Source organism: Sphingobium sp. R-21, from assembly GCF_049913335.1.
Taxonomy (GTDB): Bacteria; Pseudomonadota; Alphaproteobacteria; order Sphingomonadales; family Sphingomonadaceae; genus Sphingobium.
The window spans coordinates 585,877-598,527 of sequence record NZ_CP184375.1; the positions used below are offsets into that span (position 1 = coordinate 585,877).

Sequence of the window (12,651 nt, forward strand, 5' to 3'; positions counted from 1 at the left end):
CTTGTGATGGAGGACAACGGAACGAAGGCGACCTATGCCGCCTTTCTGAGCTATAATCATAGGGACGTTGCGTGGGCGCGCCCGTTGCAGCGGCGACTGGAATCCTATCGCTTTCCAGGCAGGACGGTCCGTTCGGATGGTAAGCGCAAATTGGGGCCGATCTTTCGCGACCGCGATGAATTGCCCGCAACGGCCGACCTGTCGGAGGCCGTCAAGCAGGCGCTGTCAAAGTCCGCGGCATTGCTGGTCCTGTGCTCACCCAATTCAGCGGCGTCGCCATGGGTGGACAAGGAAATTCGCCTGTTCCGGGCCCTCCATCCCGATCGGCCGATCCTGGCGGCGATCATTGATGGCGAACCGACGGATGCCTTCCCGCCGGCGCTGAGGGATGGGGTCGAACCGCTTGCGGCCGACCTTCGGCGGGAGGGCGATGGCGTCCGGCTCGGCACCTTGAAGATCATTGCCGGGCTGGCTGGGATCGGTCTGGACCGGCTGGTGCAGCGCGACGCGCAAAGGCGCATCCGGCGCGTGATGGCTGTCACGCTGGCTCTGTTGCTGATCATGCTAGCTTTCGTCGCGCTGTCGGTTGCGGCTTTGCAGGCGCAGCGAGAAGCCGAGCGGCAACGCGCCGAAGCAGAAGGGATCATCGAATTCATGCTGACCGATTTGCGGGAACGTCTGCGTAGCGTCGGTCGCCTGGATGCCCTCTCTGTCGTCAACGACCGGGCAATGAACTATTATCGCGATCAGGGAAATCTCGACGATCTGCCGGACGACAGTCTGGAAAGGCGTGCGCGTATCCTTCAGGCCATGGGGGAGGATGACATTGCCCGCGGCAGCCTGCCTGCTGCACGGCGCAAGTTCGAAGAAGCGCATCGCACGACAACCGCACTGCTGAACGACGATCCGGAACGGCCCGAATGGATCTTCGTCCACGCGCAGAGCGAATTCTGGATCGGGCAGGTCGATCAGCTGTCCGGGCAGCCCGATAGGGCGCTCAACCATTATTGGGCCTATCTGCATTGGGCCCGTCAGCTTTTGCAGCATCAACCCCATGCCGCGCGCAGCTTTACGGAAGTGGGTTATGCGCTCAGCAATATCGCCTCAGTCCAATCGGAGGCGAAGAACGACCATGCCGATGCGATCCGGAATTATGAAAAGTCGCTTTACTGGTTCCAGCGAGCGCAGCAGGCCGACCCACGATCTCTCACCATTCGCAAGGAGGTGGCCGAACGCCACGCGCGGCTGGCCGACGTGCAGTATGACCGTCGTGATTTCCAGGCCGCGGCCCAGCATCGGCTGGAGCAATTAAGGCTGCTCGAGCCGCTGCGGCGGGAAGACCCGCAAAATGGCGACATTGCCTATGATACTCTGGTGGCGACTCGTTCCCTCGCGCGAATCGCGTTCGAAACCGGAGAGACGGCCAAGGCGGTCAGGCTGATTCAGGATGCGCAAATCCAGTCTTCGGCGCTCCGCCGGCGCGACCCGCAAAACCAGAACTGGTTCGAACAGCATCTGCGGCTGCTGATGGATGCGGCAGAGGTGGCGAGGGCGCGCCACCAGGGAGCAGAGGTCCATCGCCTCGTCGGCCAGGCCCGTCGGATCATGCACGACGCAAGCCCGAATGCCGCGGCAGATCCGGCATTTCGGATTACGTCGATCAAGCGTCTGGATGCTATAGCGCAGGCCGATAACAGGGCTTTGGCAAAGGGGGATTGAATGCTGCCTTACGGAAACAGTGTCAGGACCGTTGGACCCGGCGACGAGATCGACCATGTCACCTTGCTCTACATTCGCGTGCGGGAAGGCGTATGGAATGTGAGTCGCTGGTTCGCGACGATTTGCGAACGGGGGCTACAGGCCACCGAGGCGCGCCTGCTGAAGCTGGCGCAGTCGAGCGATCCCGCGCACCATGCCGAATTCAGGGGCTACGGATTCGAGAATATCGAGTTCATCGAATATATGTGCTTCTTCACCATCATCCTGGATGCGCCCGGCTACAGCTTCCATGATGGGAAGGATACCGATCCGCTCTGGTTCCTGGAGAAGAAGGAGAATAGCTCGCTGGCTCCGCCGCCCGCCCCGGTGGCGCCCAACCGCAGCTTCTTCGACCTGGAGATGATTGAGATTGGCGGCTATCCGGCGCTGCGGTGCCGTAACTATATGTGCAACGGCTATACGGGCGAACCGCTGAAGGAAGGGGAGGAGCAGGGCTTCATCTTCAACTTGTATATTCGCGGTCGCTATGAACATGGCGGCGATGGCGGCGTTGTCCTGGCGATCGATCCGGACGGCGTCAGCAAAGGGCCGCGCAAATAGCGCAGCGGGCGAATTCGGTGGCGGCGAACAGGCGCTTATGGGACAAGGCTGGCAATGATCAGGCCGCAGCTTAACAGCATTACGCGACTGGCGCGGGCGGGCGCGCTGGAACAAGCCTGGGCAACGTTTCATGCCGCCGGCCTGTCGCCACAGTCGGACGATCCGGATGTCCTGACGGTCTACGGGCGCCTTCTCAAGGATCGCGCGGCGGCGGAAAGCGGCACCGTGCGGGAAGATCTGCTGAACCGCGCGATCACCGCTTATGAGCGTGCTTCGGCTCTTTCGCGCGCGACCTATCCATTAATCAACGCGGCGACGCTCGCTTTTCTTGCCGGACGAGGCGAGGCGGCGACAACGTTGGCTCATGCCGTAATGGCGCTGCTCGATGATCCGCTGCGCGCCGCCGAGACGCCTTATTGGATTGATGCGACGCGCGCCGAAGCGCTGTTGCTGCTGGGCCGGACTCGGGATGCCGAACGGATGCTGAGGCGAGCGATCGGACATCAGCCCGAAGCATGGGAAGATCATGCCTCTACGCTGCGGCAGTTCGCCATGATCCTGGCCGAGGCGGGGCAGCCCGTCGACTGGCTGGACCGTCATCGCCCGGCCTCGCCGCTCTATTTCGAAGGCATATTGGGCCTTGCCACGGATGATGACCGGGCGGCCGAGGCGGTTGCCGGGGCGGTGGATGCATTGGCACCTTCCATGGTGGTCGGTGCGCTGGCGGCCGGGACCGACATATTGGTGGCAGAAGCCGCCGTCGTCGCGGGCCGACAACTGCATGTCGTTCTGCCCTGTCCGGCTGAACTGTTCCGGACCACCTCGGTCGAGCCCTTCGGACCTAGCTGGGCCGATCGGTTCGATGCGCTGCTGGAGCAGGCAGTCGCGGTGAAGGAAATGGATGATTGGCAGCCGCTCAGCGATGCGTCCGTCGAGGTGTCGAGGCAGGCCGCCATGGGACTTGCCTTGTGCGAGGCAAAGCGCCTGCAATCTTCGGCCCGCGCCTTGCAGATCGTCGGACGGGGCGAGGAGCGCGGGAAGTGCATGGCCCGCTGGGAGGCCCTCGGGCTTCGGCTGGATCGTCTGGAACTCGAACGGAGCGACAGTCGACGGGTCACCCTGTCGACAGAGGCTGAGGCTGCTGCCCTGATCGCGATACCCGAATCTTTGCATTTCTGCTTGAATGGGGACGGCGTGGATCTGGCGAGGCAGGAGGGACAGCGCGCCTATCGTCTGCCTTCCCTCGGCGAAGCTGCTCGCCGGGTTTCCGACTTGCGGAGTGAATATCCTGATGCCCGGCTGGGACTGGATTACCGGGCCGTCTCAGATGCGCGGGCGGGGCGCTGGGATCGCGTGCTCATGATTGCCGTGGCGGATCTCAAGGGGGCGGTGGTTCTCAGCGAAGCCGCCGCCCTGGCCCTTGCCTTGCATGCGCCGGAGGCAAATGTCCAACCGATGGGCGACATCAGGACGGCGCTGGGCGATCTGACGCTGTATGGCCTGTTTCCTTAATTAGGGCAGAGTCGCTGACTTTCAGCCCGCAACGCTTGGAATGGTGCGAGCGGACCGACGGCTTTTTAAGCAAGTCTTGGTTGGTGTTCTCAGGCTACCAAGTCGGCCAGGAGGCGGGGCGCCAATATGTTGAGCGCCTCATCGGTCCTGCTAACGATACCACGCCGCAACAGGTGTGCGATCGCCCGGGATGTCGTTTCGCGCGTGGTATGAACCGACAATGCAAGCGCCGACAGCACGGGTGGCGGCTCAATCCGGTTAGAGGGGCCGGCCAGGCGCAGCAGTTCGGCGTAGACCCGGCCATAGGCGGTCAAAGTGGTTCGTGCAGCCATACGGTCAAGCATCACATCCAGCTGCCGGGCGAACAGCATGCTCAGGCCATGGGCAATCTCCGCGCTATATCGGGCAAGGTCCACCAGCGTCGCCGTTTCAATACAGAGTAGATGGAGCGAACCTTGGGCGACGATGTCGCTGCGCAACACTGCTGGCACAGGGTAGCTGCCGAAGATTTCGCCGGGACCATGGGAAGCGAGCAACGTCCGTTGACCGTCAGCCGAGTTGATCTGGGCTTGCGCAGCCCCTTCCACGACGACCCAGCAATGATGGGCCAGGTCGCCCTGATGCGCGACGAAGGCCTTGTGTGGAAAGACCGCGTCGCGAACGGCAGATGCCAGAGCCTCGGCACCAGCCTGCCCGCACGAGAACACGCTTCTGATAACGGCCAGCCGTTCCGCCTCAAGCAAGCTTTTCCCCCAAAACCCTGTGGGCCAGCGCGGTCGAACCTACCGGCTGATGGCTCTTAAAAAAAGGCCCAGCAGCGCGAAGGCTGCCGGGCCCAAAAGTTTGGAAATCAGGCAAGCCTGAATTCCTCGGGTCGCGGCCCGGACAATAAGCGTCTCTTTCGAGTTTGCGCGTGACGTGCATCACGCTTCACGGGTCGCCGGCCGACCTATCGAACCATCGGTCATCTCCTGTTCCGGCCCTAAGTTGGCGCCATGGCGTCCGATCCTGAAAATCTGAAGAACGCTAAAGGCCAGACCGCTGCCCGTCCTCGGTCAGAACAGCCGGTCGGTCTGCACCTTAAAGCCTGCGTAGACGAACCGTCCGACACCCGAAATCGGGTAGCTCAGTTGACCGATATCCGGCGTCTGGTCGGTCAAATTGTTGACGCCTGCGTAGAACTGAAACCGGTCGTTGACGTCATAGGCAAGGCGAAGGTCGTGTTGCTTGAGTTCCTTGTACCAGACATATTTGGGGTCCACGAGGTCCGGATTGGCCGCCAGTTGCTCGGTCGTGTAGCGGCGTGTCTTGCTGAAATAGTTGAACGAATAATTGGCCGTGAACCCCTTGAGCTTCCAGACGAGGTCCAGCGTTCCGCGCCAGCGCGGGTTGTAGGATTCGAGAATATCGTCATCCACATCAGCGCCGATAGAAGGCACCTCGGTTTTCTTGTCGAGATAGCCGCCGACAAGGCTGACGGCGAAGGAGCCCAGATTGCCCGCTGGAGTGAAGGCATAGCGAACGGAGAAATCGGCGCCCGCCGTTCTGATCGCTGCGACGTTTTGCGGCCGGACATTGAAGCCGATCCGCCGCTGGATATCGTCGCCATCGCCCAGGACGAAGCCGGTGCCCGTGTCGCGGAAGATGTTCTCGCAGAACACATTGTCGACCGTTGGCTGATCGACGCACAGTTCGGCGAGCTCGGTAGCCGTCGGTGTGTTGACCGCATCCTTGATCTTGATGTCGTACCAGTCGAACGTCAGCGTCAGCCCTGGAATGAAGCGCGGCTGGAGGACGACGCCCGCAGTCCAGGACTTGGCCGTTTCTTCCGTCAGGTCGGGATTCCCACCGGTCGTGCCGCGCCGTGATGTGGTGGCCTGCGGATCGGTTGTCGGACTGAAGGCGGCGATTTCTGCTGGTGACAACCCCAACCCCGACAGGATGGTGGTGCAATTGGCCTGCCGATATTGTGTGCCGTCATTTATGCGGCGAAAATCGCAGGGATCATCGACAAAATCGAATGTTCCGGTAGCAGGTTGGAACAGTTCGCCGATGTTGGGCGCACGCACCGCCTGCGAGTAGGAACCCCGGAAACGGATATCGCGTATCGGGGCATAGATGCCGTCGACCTTCCATGTCGTCGTTTTGCCGACCGTGCTGTAGTCGGAAAAGCGGATGGCTCCGCCAACCGAGAGCAGTTCGGCAAAGCGCATGTTGGACAGGATCGGAGCGTTCACTTCGGCGAAGAACTCCTTCACATTGAACTTGCCGCTGCTAGGGGACAAGGCCGCCGTGTCGCGGAAATCGCCATTCTGGATCAGCAGGTCGGGCGTATCGGAGCTTTTCTCGCGCCGATATTCCCCGCCCAGGGCAAAGCCGAAGGAGCCGCCGCCGGGGAAGGTGAAGGCAGAGTCGAGATTGCCCGAAATCGAACCGGTAAGGACCTCCTGAGTGATCTTCGATCGGCTAAGATTGTCCGCCAGCACGAAATCGAGCGCCTCCTGCGACGCCACGCCGTTACCCAGGATGTTGAGGGGACGGCAGGCGCTGCCGGCGCCCGGCGAGAAGGTGGTGGCCGGCCCGCCGAAATTGTCGGGATCGATCACGCCGTCATATTCGAGCGTCGACCGGCAGACGATCTGACCCGTCGTCGGATCGCGGACCGCGTCCAGTGCGGCATAGTAGCGATCACCGATCAGATTTGCCGTCTGGCGGTTCCGTACTTTCGTCTGACCGTAAATGTAGGAAATATCATATTTGAGGTTGCTGCCCAGATCCCCGTCGAAGCCGGCAACGAAGCGCATCGTCTTGCGCTTTACGGTTTCACCGCGAATGCCGAAATCGAAATTGTCGCGCGAGACATAGGCGCCGTCTGGCGCTGCACCGGCGCCAAAGCGATCGACCAGATAAGCGTTGTCGGGCTGGAGATAAGTGAAAAAGTCAAAGCTGGGCTGTCCGACCGAATAGGCCTGCGTCGCGGCATATTTGCCTTCCGCGTAGAAGCGGATGGCCGACGAGAATTCATAGCTGGTCAACATGTTGAAAACATGCCGCTCGGTTTTGGGCTGCAGGTCGCCGAAATAGCCTGCGACCGGCGTGTTGGATCCGCCAACGGCGCGAGCGTTGCCGCCGATCAACGGGATGCCGCGATCATAAGGCAAACCGCTGCCCGTGAAGTCGGGAATGCCGTCGAGATCGATATCGACGGCGCCATCAGGTGCGCTGTCTGCCCATGTGAGATTGCGGTAGAGAATGCGATCAGGGACGCTCGGATCGTCGCCCAGATCGTCCTGATTCTGGAGGATTTCGCCATAGCGGGCGGGATCGCCCGAAAAGCTCCGCTTGAAGGGGCTGAGGCGGTCTGACTTGTTATATTCGTAAGCGAAAGCGATGTTGCCGCGATCTTCGCTGAAATTCTGGCCAGCCGTCAGGCTGAAATAGCGGTTCGCAGCATCCCCCTTTGAGGAGATGCCTGACTGGCCCCGGACGGAAAGCCCTTCGAAGTTGCGCTTAAGGATAAAGTTGACCACGCCCGACACGCCGTCTGCCCCGTATATTGCGGAGGCGCCGCCCGTGAGCACGTCGACCCTGTCGATCAGATCTTGTGGAATGGAGTTTATGTCAACCGCCGCGGAATTTGCGATTCCGGCGACATGACGCTTGCCGTTCACCAAGACGAGCGTGCGATCAGTGCCCAGGTTGCGCAGGTTGAGCAGGTTTACGCCTGTCTCGCCGAAGCCCGCATCCGCGCCGCCTGCGAGCGAACTGCCGGTCGACGCCGACAAGGCCGGATTGCGTAGCAGGACGTCGGTGATGTTGGTGCGGCCGGTCTGCTCAATCTGCTCTGCGGTGACGGCGACAATGGGATTGGCGACATCGAGTTCGGGCCGCACGATGCGGGAACCCGTCACGATAATCGTTTCTCCGGCTTCCACGGTGCCTTGCTCATTTTGAGGCGCCTGTTCCTGCGCATGCAGTGACGCCTGCATCAAAGCGACCCCGGCTAGAGCCGTGGCTGCACCCGCGCGCAGACGCGCGGTCTTCAAAATTCTGTTCATGCTCCAGTCCCCTTGCTCTGGAAATAGGCGCCCCCCGCCCACTATCCCGCCCCAACCGAACCCTTGCGGAATGCGATGGTCAGGTTAATTCCCCGAGCAAAGCTGTAAAGTATAAACTATTGTGATTTAAGAAATTTTCAAACAAGCTGTTACGCAAATGACACAGGCTTGATATAACTTCGTGGCAGGAACCGATCCGAGATATTCGTGGCCTTTTGAAGCGTGTACGACACGGAAGGCTTTGGCGGATTAGCGGTCATCCTTTATGTGCAGTGCAATGGTGCATAATTGTTGTTTGAAACATTCGAACTTGAATAGATGTGTGAATGAATTCTAGCCCAGTGTGGCTGCCGATGGGTGCGGCCTATGGTGCCGCTTCTCGCTCTGTCTAAATGCACGCAAATTTTTTCTGCATAGGGAGCGAGAAGGTCGCCACGTGGCACGTCCCCGGTCTCGTCTGCATGTTCCTCAAACCATTCCGACAGCCATTTCTTGATTGCCCTGATCGCCGCTGCCCGGTTGCTCATGTCCAGCGCGCTCAGTCGAGCGTCGCCGATCAGAGATATAAGAGCGTCGCTATAGGCATATTTCGCGTTCCGGCCTGGACCACCGGCCCGCTTGGGTTTGATGCCGAGTTCCTTGATAACCTCGTCGGGGTCTTTCTCGATCTTGATCGCGCCGGAAATCCGGTTCCCGCCCGGCGAGACGCAAAGCGCCCGGACGGCGGCAAATTCCGACAGAAGCAGGACTCGTAAATTTCCGAAGAAATAACGGCGCCCCAGATAGATCGGGGTGCCACTCCAGTTGCGGTAGTAGGCCCTTGGTGCGCTTTCGCGCTGGAGATAGGCAAAGAGCTTTTCAAGCGCTTCCCGCGTCTCGTCGGTGGCGTTCGCGTAGATTGGCTCTCGTGGCTTCCGCAGCCTGCCGGTCTCGTATTGGAAACGACGCCAGAGCCACGCCATGATCAGCGGAATGAGGCAGGCTGCGATGGCCATGTTCAAAAAGGTCTCGGCAACCGCTTTGGATGTCAGCGGGCCTCGCGAGGCCCCCAAGGTAGGCCCCCATCGTCTGCGGTCACAGGCAAATAGAGGCAGTCGCTGCCAATCAGCGATTACCTGTAAACTAGCGGAAATCATGGGTTTTTTCAATTATCAGCGAGCATTGGCTGACAGCAATCTGGAGGCCCGAGCCGGAATCGAATTACTTAAATAAGATAATGAAAAATAAACAAAATTTCACTTGTATGACAAATGAATCCATCAATCGGTCCATCATCGCTGGAATCAAAATGGGTTCGATTCTCAAACGCGGAAACACAGACCAAAAATAAGGCCGATTCGTCGGCCCTATTTCTACCGAATCATGCTTCAAATGTCATTGTCGAGGGTAAGCGCTCACGGCAGGGATGTCGGACATTTCGGAATGACGGTTACGGAACTAGGCCGCAAGAATTTGCCGTTCGCTTGTGCGCAGGCCGGTTATACAATTTGCCAACGCCGGGTCTGCCTTCACGCCTGTTCTCTCTTTGAGGCAGGTACTGGTCTGAAGGTACACGCGCTGAGAATCACGACGTGCAAGGCCGTATATGGTAACAAGAATGAGCAATATTCTGAGAATGACCGCTATGGCAGGTGGGATGAATTCAGAAACAAAGATTCTCGTAATCGCACTCGTTGCGAACGGAGGAATCTCAATCGCCAAGTTCACAGCGGCAGCGATTACGGGATCGTCCGCGATGTTGACCGAGGGTGTGCATAGCCTCGTCGATTCGGGCAATGAGTTATTATTGATCTATGGCCAGAAGCAGGCAGCCAAGCCTCCGGACGCTGCTCATCCTGGAGGCTACGGCCGCGAATTTTATTTCTGGAGCTTTGTCGTGGCGCTCCTTGTCTTTGCGCTCGGCGCGGGTGTGGCGATCTATGAAGGAATCGTTCACCTACTGGCCCCCGAACCAGCTGTCTCACCGCTCATAGCTTACACAGTTTTGGCAATAGCCTTTTTTCTGGAAGGAGCCTCGACCGCAGCAGCGTTTCGCCGGTTCGACGCGGCTCGGGGCGACAAGCGTTGGTGGCAGGCGCTTACTTCTACCAAGGATGCGGCGACCGTCATCATTTTGTTGGAAAATGGTGCAGCAATGGTCGGTGTTGTTATCGCCGCGATTGGGCTTGGCCTTTCCCAGGCGACCGGTGAACCACGGTTTGACGGTGTTGCGTCGATCCTGATCGGCCTCCTGCTCGGGGCCGTGGCTATCTTTTTGGCCAGGGAAGCGAAAGGCCTACTTATCGGTGAAGCGGCCGATCCTGAACTTATCGCCGGCATTCGCCGCGCCGCGACCCGGGAAGGCGTGATGGGTATCGGCGAGATCGTCACCGTCCACAACGGACCGACCGAAATCATTGCCACTGTAAATGTCGATTTCGATAATCGGATTTCGGCGGGAGATGTCGAGCGTATCATCAGGGAGATCGAGCAGATATTGCGAACAGACTTTCCCAGCATCTATCGTGTCTATATCCGGCCACACGAAGATGCCGGGGTCAAATTCGGTGTAACACGGGGATTGGTAAAGCCGGGGCAATCGTTCGATCAGATATCCCATCCAGACGTAGGATAGGCATCCTCATACTCCTGGGGTTGACGTCATCAACGTCGGAAGGCTGTCGAGCTTCATGAGACGACTGGAGCGCGCTCCATTGGCCTGAATTGAACAAGCTGTTCAAGCAATTCACCCTGGCTCCTTAGCAACATTTCCAATCGGTCGATCCGCAGAGCATCGAGCTTTTCGTGCAAGGCCATGATCTCCAGTTCAGCCTTAAGATTGATTTCATAATCGAGGCCGGCCGAAATCCGATCGCGTGCAGCCTGGCGGTTCTGCGACATCAGGATGATAGGTGCCTGCAGCGCGGCGATCATCGAGAGAATCAGGTTCAGGAAAATGAAAGGATATGGGTCGAGCGCTGGACCGAAATATATCAGCACCAGCGTGTTGAGTCCGACCCATGCAACCAGCGCCACCACGAAAATGATGATGAAGGTCCAGGAACCCCCAAAGCGCGCGACCCGGTCCGCGATATGGTCGCCAATGGTCTGGTCGTCGTCTACCGCACGATTGACGCTGCGCGTGACATGATGCCGGTCGACAATTGTGGAAATGACCCGCTGTTCGCGCACCGAAAGTTCGGACAGCCCTCCCTCCAGTAATCGCTGGGCAAGATCTGCAACGCGTGCGGCTGGTTTGCCTTCAGCCATGCTGCGAGCCGGTTGAACCTGAATTTCACTCATCCTATGCCACCTTGTTCATCAGCCAGCGCAACCAAATCCTGTTGCAATTCATAGGAAACGTTTCGCGATTTTTCGGGTGAAGCGGCAAGACGGCAGCTTTTTTCATCGCTTATCGCGGAGGTCAGGCCGCACTTCAGACCCTTAATCCCTCCGCTGTTCCAGCGGGCTGATTTCATAAATTCCTGTTACGCGCCGTCATTTTGCATCCTGCGCCGTTTGCTCAACAGCTCTACCCGCCGATTGCACATCCTTTCCGGCGCCTTCGACAGTGTTGCAACTCGCAACGGCGAAGCCGCCCAGCAAAATTGCAAATCGAATATAATGTGAAATTCTCACAATAAGGCTCCATATTCATTCATGAGGGTATATGCCCTTCGACGACGCGGATCGTTATTGCCGGTCATTGTGCATATTGTCGCCCTCGGCCTTCCTCCTGGCGTGCTCCTGGGCATCGTCTTGCTTCCCGGCAGCGGAGTCATTCCTTCCTTGCGCAGGGGGCGTGGCTTCCCAAGGCCGCTGATCACGATGCCGCATCGCACCGGGGCTAACGCTGGGGTGGTCGGGCGTCGGTACTGCCTGGGGGGTCGCGTCGCGGCGGTAAGGATTTACCGGCTGATCCCTGTACCCAGACCCACGCCTGTCCGGCGCCATCTGCGGACGCTGCCAGTCGCTCCCGCGCCGATACCGATCCGGGGTGGTGGGACGGGGTCCCCATTCAGGCCTGTAATTGTCGTAATAGTGACTCTCCCAACGAGAGCGATCGGAATAGAATGGACGGCTGCGATAATGATTGTCCCAATAGTCGTCGAACCGGAACGACAACACAAGGATGCTCATATAGGGCGCAACCGTGACAAACGACTGCCGTCTCCCCCGGTAATCGGCACCCAGAAAGCGGCCGGCAACCCAGCCGCGATCCGAACGGTAGCCCACATCGCACCAGCTCCAGTTGTTCAGGCAGCCGTAAATATCGACCCGGCGGTTACCGGGGATGGAGCGTATGCCAGGATAATCGGTGTCCGGCCCGGCCCACATACTGACCTGCCTCAAGGTATAGCCGGCCGATGTCCGATCATGCCGCGACCATCCTGATTGGGCTTGGGCCGCAGGAGCGAGCGACACCAGCGGTATGGTCAGTGCGGCTACTGACGCCATGAGAATGAATGCGCGCATGAAAAATATCCTTTGATGCTGTTCTATTATCATCAATGAAGCTGAAGCCCCCTCGCGCTTGCGAGCGCGCCGGGAACTATATTCACAGCCGACCGGTCAGAAACAGCAGCGCAACGATGATCAGAATAACGCCGATCACCCCAACTCCGCCGTGACCATAGCCATAGCCATAGCCGCCAAAGCGGCCACTGAAACCGCCCAGCAATAGGATGACGAGGATGATGATGAGGATGATACCGATGGACATAACCTATCTCCTGCCGATCCATCCCCTCACTGCGGATGGATCGGCAATGTTCGATCCCAT

The 12,651-nt window shown here is 59.1% G+C and carries 12 protein-coding genes; 4 read left to right on the plus strand and 8 right to left on the minus strand.

Annotated features, from left to right (window positions below; translation table 11 throughout):
- Positions 1–6 precede the first annotated feature (6 nt).
- From ACN9MX_RS17345 to ACN9MX_RS17355, 3 genes are read left to right on the plus strand one after another with little or no spacing between them, the layout of a single operon-like run.
- Complete coding sequence (locus ACN9MX_RS17345; RefSeq protein WP_363737278.1) at positions 7–1,719, plus strand: TIR domain-containing protein; 1,713 nt, start codon at positions 7–9, stop codon at positions 1,717–1,719.
- Positions 1,720–2,319: a hypothetical protein gene (locus ACN9MX_RS17350; protein WP_363737277.1), complete on the plus strand. Its 600-nt coding sequence runs from the start codon at positions 1,720–1,722 to the stop codon at positions 2,317–2,319.
- Positions 2,320–2,373: 54 nt separating this feature from the next.
- On the plus strand, positions 2,374–3,831 hold the full coding sequence (locus ACN9MX_RS17355) for a TRAFs-binding domain-containing protein (RefSeq protein ID WP_363737276.1): 1,458 nt from the start codon (positions 2,374–2,376) through the stop codon (positions 3,829–3,831).
- An 89-nt stretch (positions 3,832–3,920) separates the two neighbouring features.
- On the opposite strand, the gene ACN9MX_RS17360 is transcribed toward ACN9MX_RS17355, so the two are convergent.
- The 3 genes from ACN9MX_RS17360 to ACN9MX_RS17370 all read right to left on the minus strand — a co-directional run bounded on the left by ACN9MX_RS17360 (position 3,921) and on the right by ACN9MX_RS17370 (position 8,884).
- A complete protein-coding gene (locus tag ACN9MX_RS17360; protein WP_363737275.1) occupies positions 3,921–4,574 on the minus strand; it encodes a Crp/Fnr family transcriptional regulator in 654 nt (217 codons plus the stop codon).
- 312 nt (positions 4,575–4,886) lie between these two features.
- Positions 4,887–7,889 carry a TonB-dependent receptor plug domain-containing protein gene (locus ACN9MX_RS17365; RefSeq protein WP_363829814.1) on the minus strand — a complete coding sequence of 1,001 codons (3,003 nt, stop codon included), beginning with the start codon at positions 7,887–7,889 and terminating at the stop codon, positions 4,887–4,889.
- A 263-nt stretch (positions 7,890–8,152) separates the two neighbouring features.
- Positions 8,153–8,884 carry a hypothetical protein gene (locus ACN9MX_RS17370; RefSeq protein WP_363829817.1) on the minus strand — a complete coding sequence of 244 codons (732 nt, stop codon included), beginning with the start codon at positions 8,882–8,884 and terminating at the stop codon, positions 8,153–8,155.
- Positions 8,885–9,486: 602 nt separating this feature from the next.
- Between ACN9MX_RS17370 and ACN9MX_RS17375 the strand changes: the two genes are divergently transcribed.
- A complete protein-coding gene (locus ACN9MX_RS17375) occupies positions 9,487–10,503 on the plus strand; it encodes a cation diffusion facilitator family transporter (RefSeq protein WP_363737272.1) in 1,017 nt (338 codons plus the stop codon).
- Positions 10,504–10,556: 53 nt separating this feature from the next.
- Here ACN9MX_RS17375 and ACN9MX_RS17380 read toward each other — a convergent pair whose 3' ends face one another.
- The 5 genes from ACN9MX_RS17380 to ACN9MX_RS17400 form a co-directional block, all read right to left on the minus strand.
- Positions 10,557–11,171 carry a DUF1003 domain-containing protein gene (locus tag ACN9MX_RS17380; protein WP_363737271.1) on the minus strand — a complete coding sequence of 205 codons (615 nt, stop codon included), beginning with the start codon at positions 11,169–11,171 and terminating at the stop codon, positions 10,557–10,559.
- Positions 11,168–11,347 carry a hypothetical protein gene (locus tag ACN9MX_RS17385; protein ID WP_363737270.1) on the minus strand — a complete coding sequence of 60 codons (180 nt, stop codon included), beginning with the start codon at positions 11,345–11,347 and terminating at the stop codon, positions 11,168–11,170. Before ACN9MX_RS17385 ends, ACN9MX_RS17380 begins: the two co-directional genes overlap by 4 nt.
- A 19-nt stretch (positions 11,348–11,366) precedes the next feature.
- Positions 11,367–11,489: an entericidin A/B family lipoprotein gene (locus ACN9MX_RS17390; protein WP_363737445.1), complete on the minus strand. Its 123-nt coding sequence runs from the start codon at positions 11,487–11,489 to the stop codon at positions 11,367–11,369.
- A gap of 72 nt (positions 11,490–11,561) precedes the next feature.
- The gene (locus ACN9MX_RS17395; protein ID WP_363829821.1) at positions 11,562–12,344 is read right to left on the minus strand and encodes an SH3 domain-containing protein; all 783 of its coding nucleotides are present in this window, start codon (positions 12,342–12,344) and stop codon (positions 11,562–11,564) included.
- Between the two features lie 82 nt (positions 12,345–12,426).
- Positions 12,427–12,591, minus strand: a complete 165-nt coding sequence (locus tag ACN9MX_RS17400) for a DUF3309 family protein (protein ID WP_363737268.1) — start codon at positions 12,589–12,591, stop codon at positions 12,427–12,429.
- Between the last annotated feature and the right edge of the window lie 60 nt (positions 12,592–12,651).

Coding starts and splice junctions, on each gene's coding strand:
- ACN9MX_RS17345 (WP_363737278.1), top strand. CDS start 7: ATGGAGGACAACGGAACGAAGGCGACCTATGCCGCCTTTCTGAGCTAT.
- ACN9MX_RS17350 (WP_363737277.1), top strand. CDS start 1,720: ATGCTGCCTTACGGAAACAGTGTCAGGACCGTTGGACCCGGCGACGAG.
- ACN9MX_RS17355 (WP_363737276.1), top strand. CDS start 2,374: ATGATCAGGCCGCAGCTTAACAGCATTACGCGACTGGCGCGGGCGGGC.
- ACN9MX_RS17365 (WP_363829814.1), bottom strand. CDS start 7,889: ATGAACAGAATTTTGAAGACCGCGCGTCTGCGCGCGGGTGCAGCCACG.
- ACN9MX_RS17370 (WP_363829817.1), bottom strand. CDS start 8,884: ATGGCCATCGCAGCCTGCCTCATTCCGCTGATCATGGCGTGGCTCTGG.
- ACN9MX_RS17375 (WP_363737272.1), top strand. CDS start 9,487: ATGAGCAATATTCTGAGAATGACCGCTATGGCAGGTGGGATGAATTCA.
- ACN9MX_RS17380 (WP_363737271.1), bottom strand. CDS start 11,171: ATGAGTGAAATTCAGGTTCAACCGGCTCGCAGCATGGCTGAAGGCAAA.
- ACN9MX_RS17385 (WP_363737270.1), bottom strand. CDS start 11,347: ATGAAATCAGCCCGCTGGAACAGCGGAGGGATTAAGGGTCTGAAGTGC.
- ACN9MX_RS17395 (WP_363829821.1), bottom strand. CDS start 12,344: ATGCGCGCATTCATTCTCATGGCGTCAGTAGCCGCACTGACCATACCG.
- ACN9MX_RS17400 (WP_363737268.1), bottom strand. CDS start 12,591: ATGTCCATCGGTATCATCCTCATCATCATCCTCGTCATCCTATTGCTG.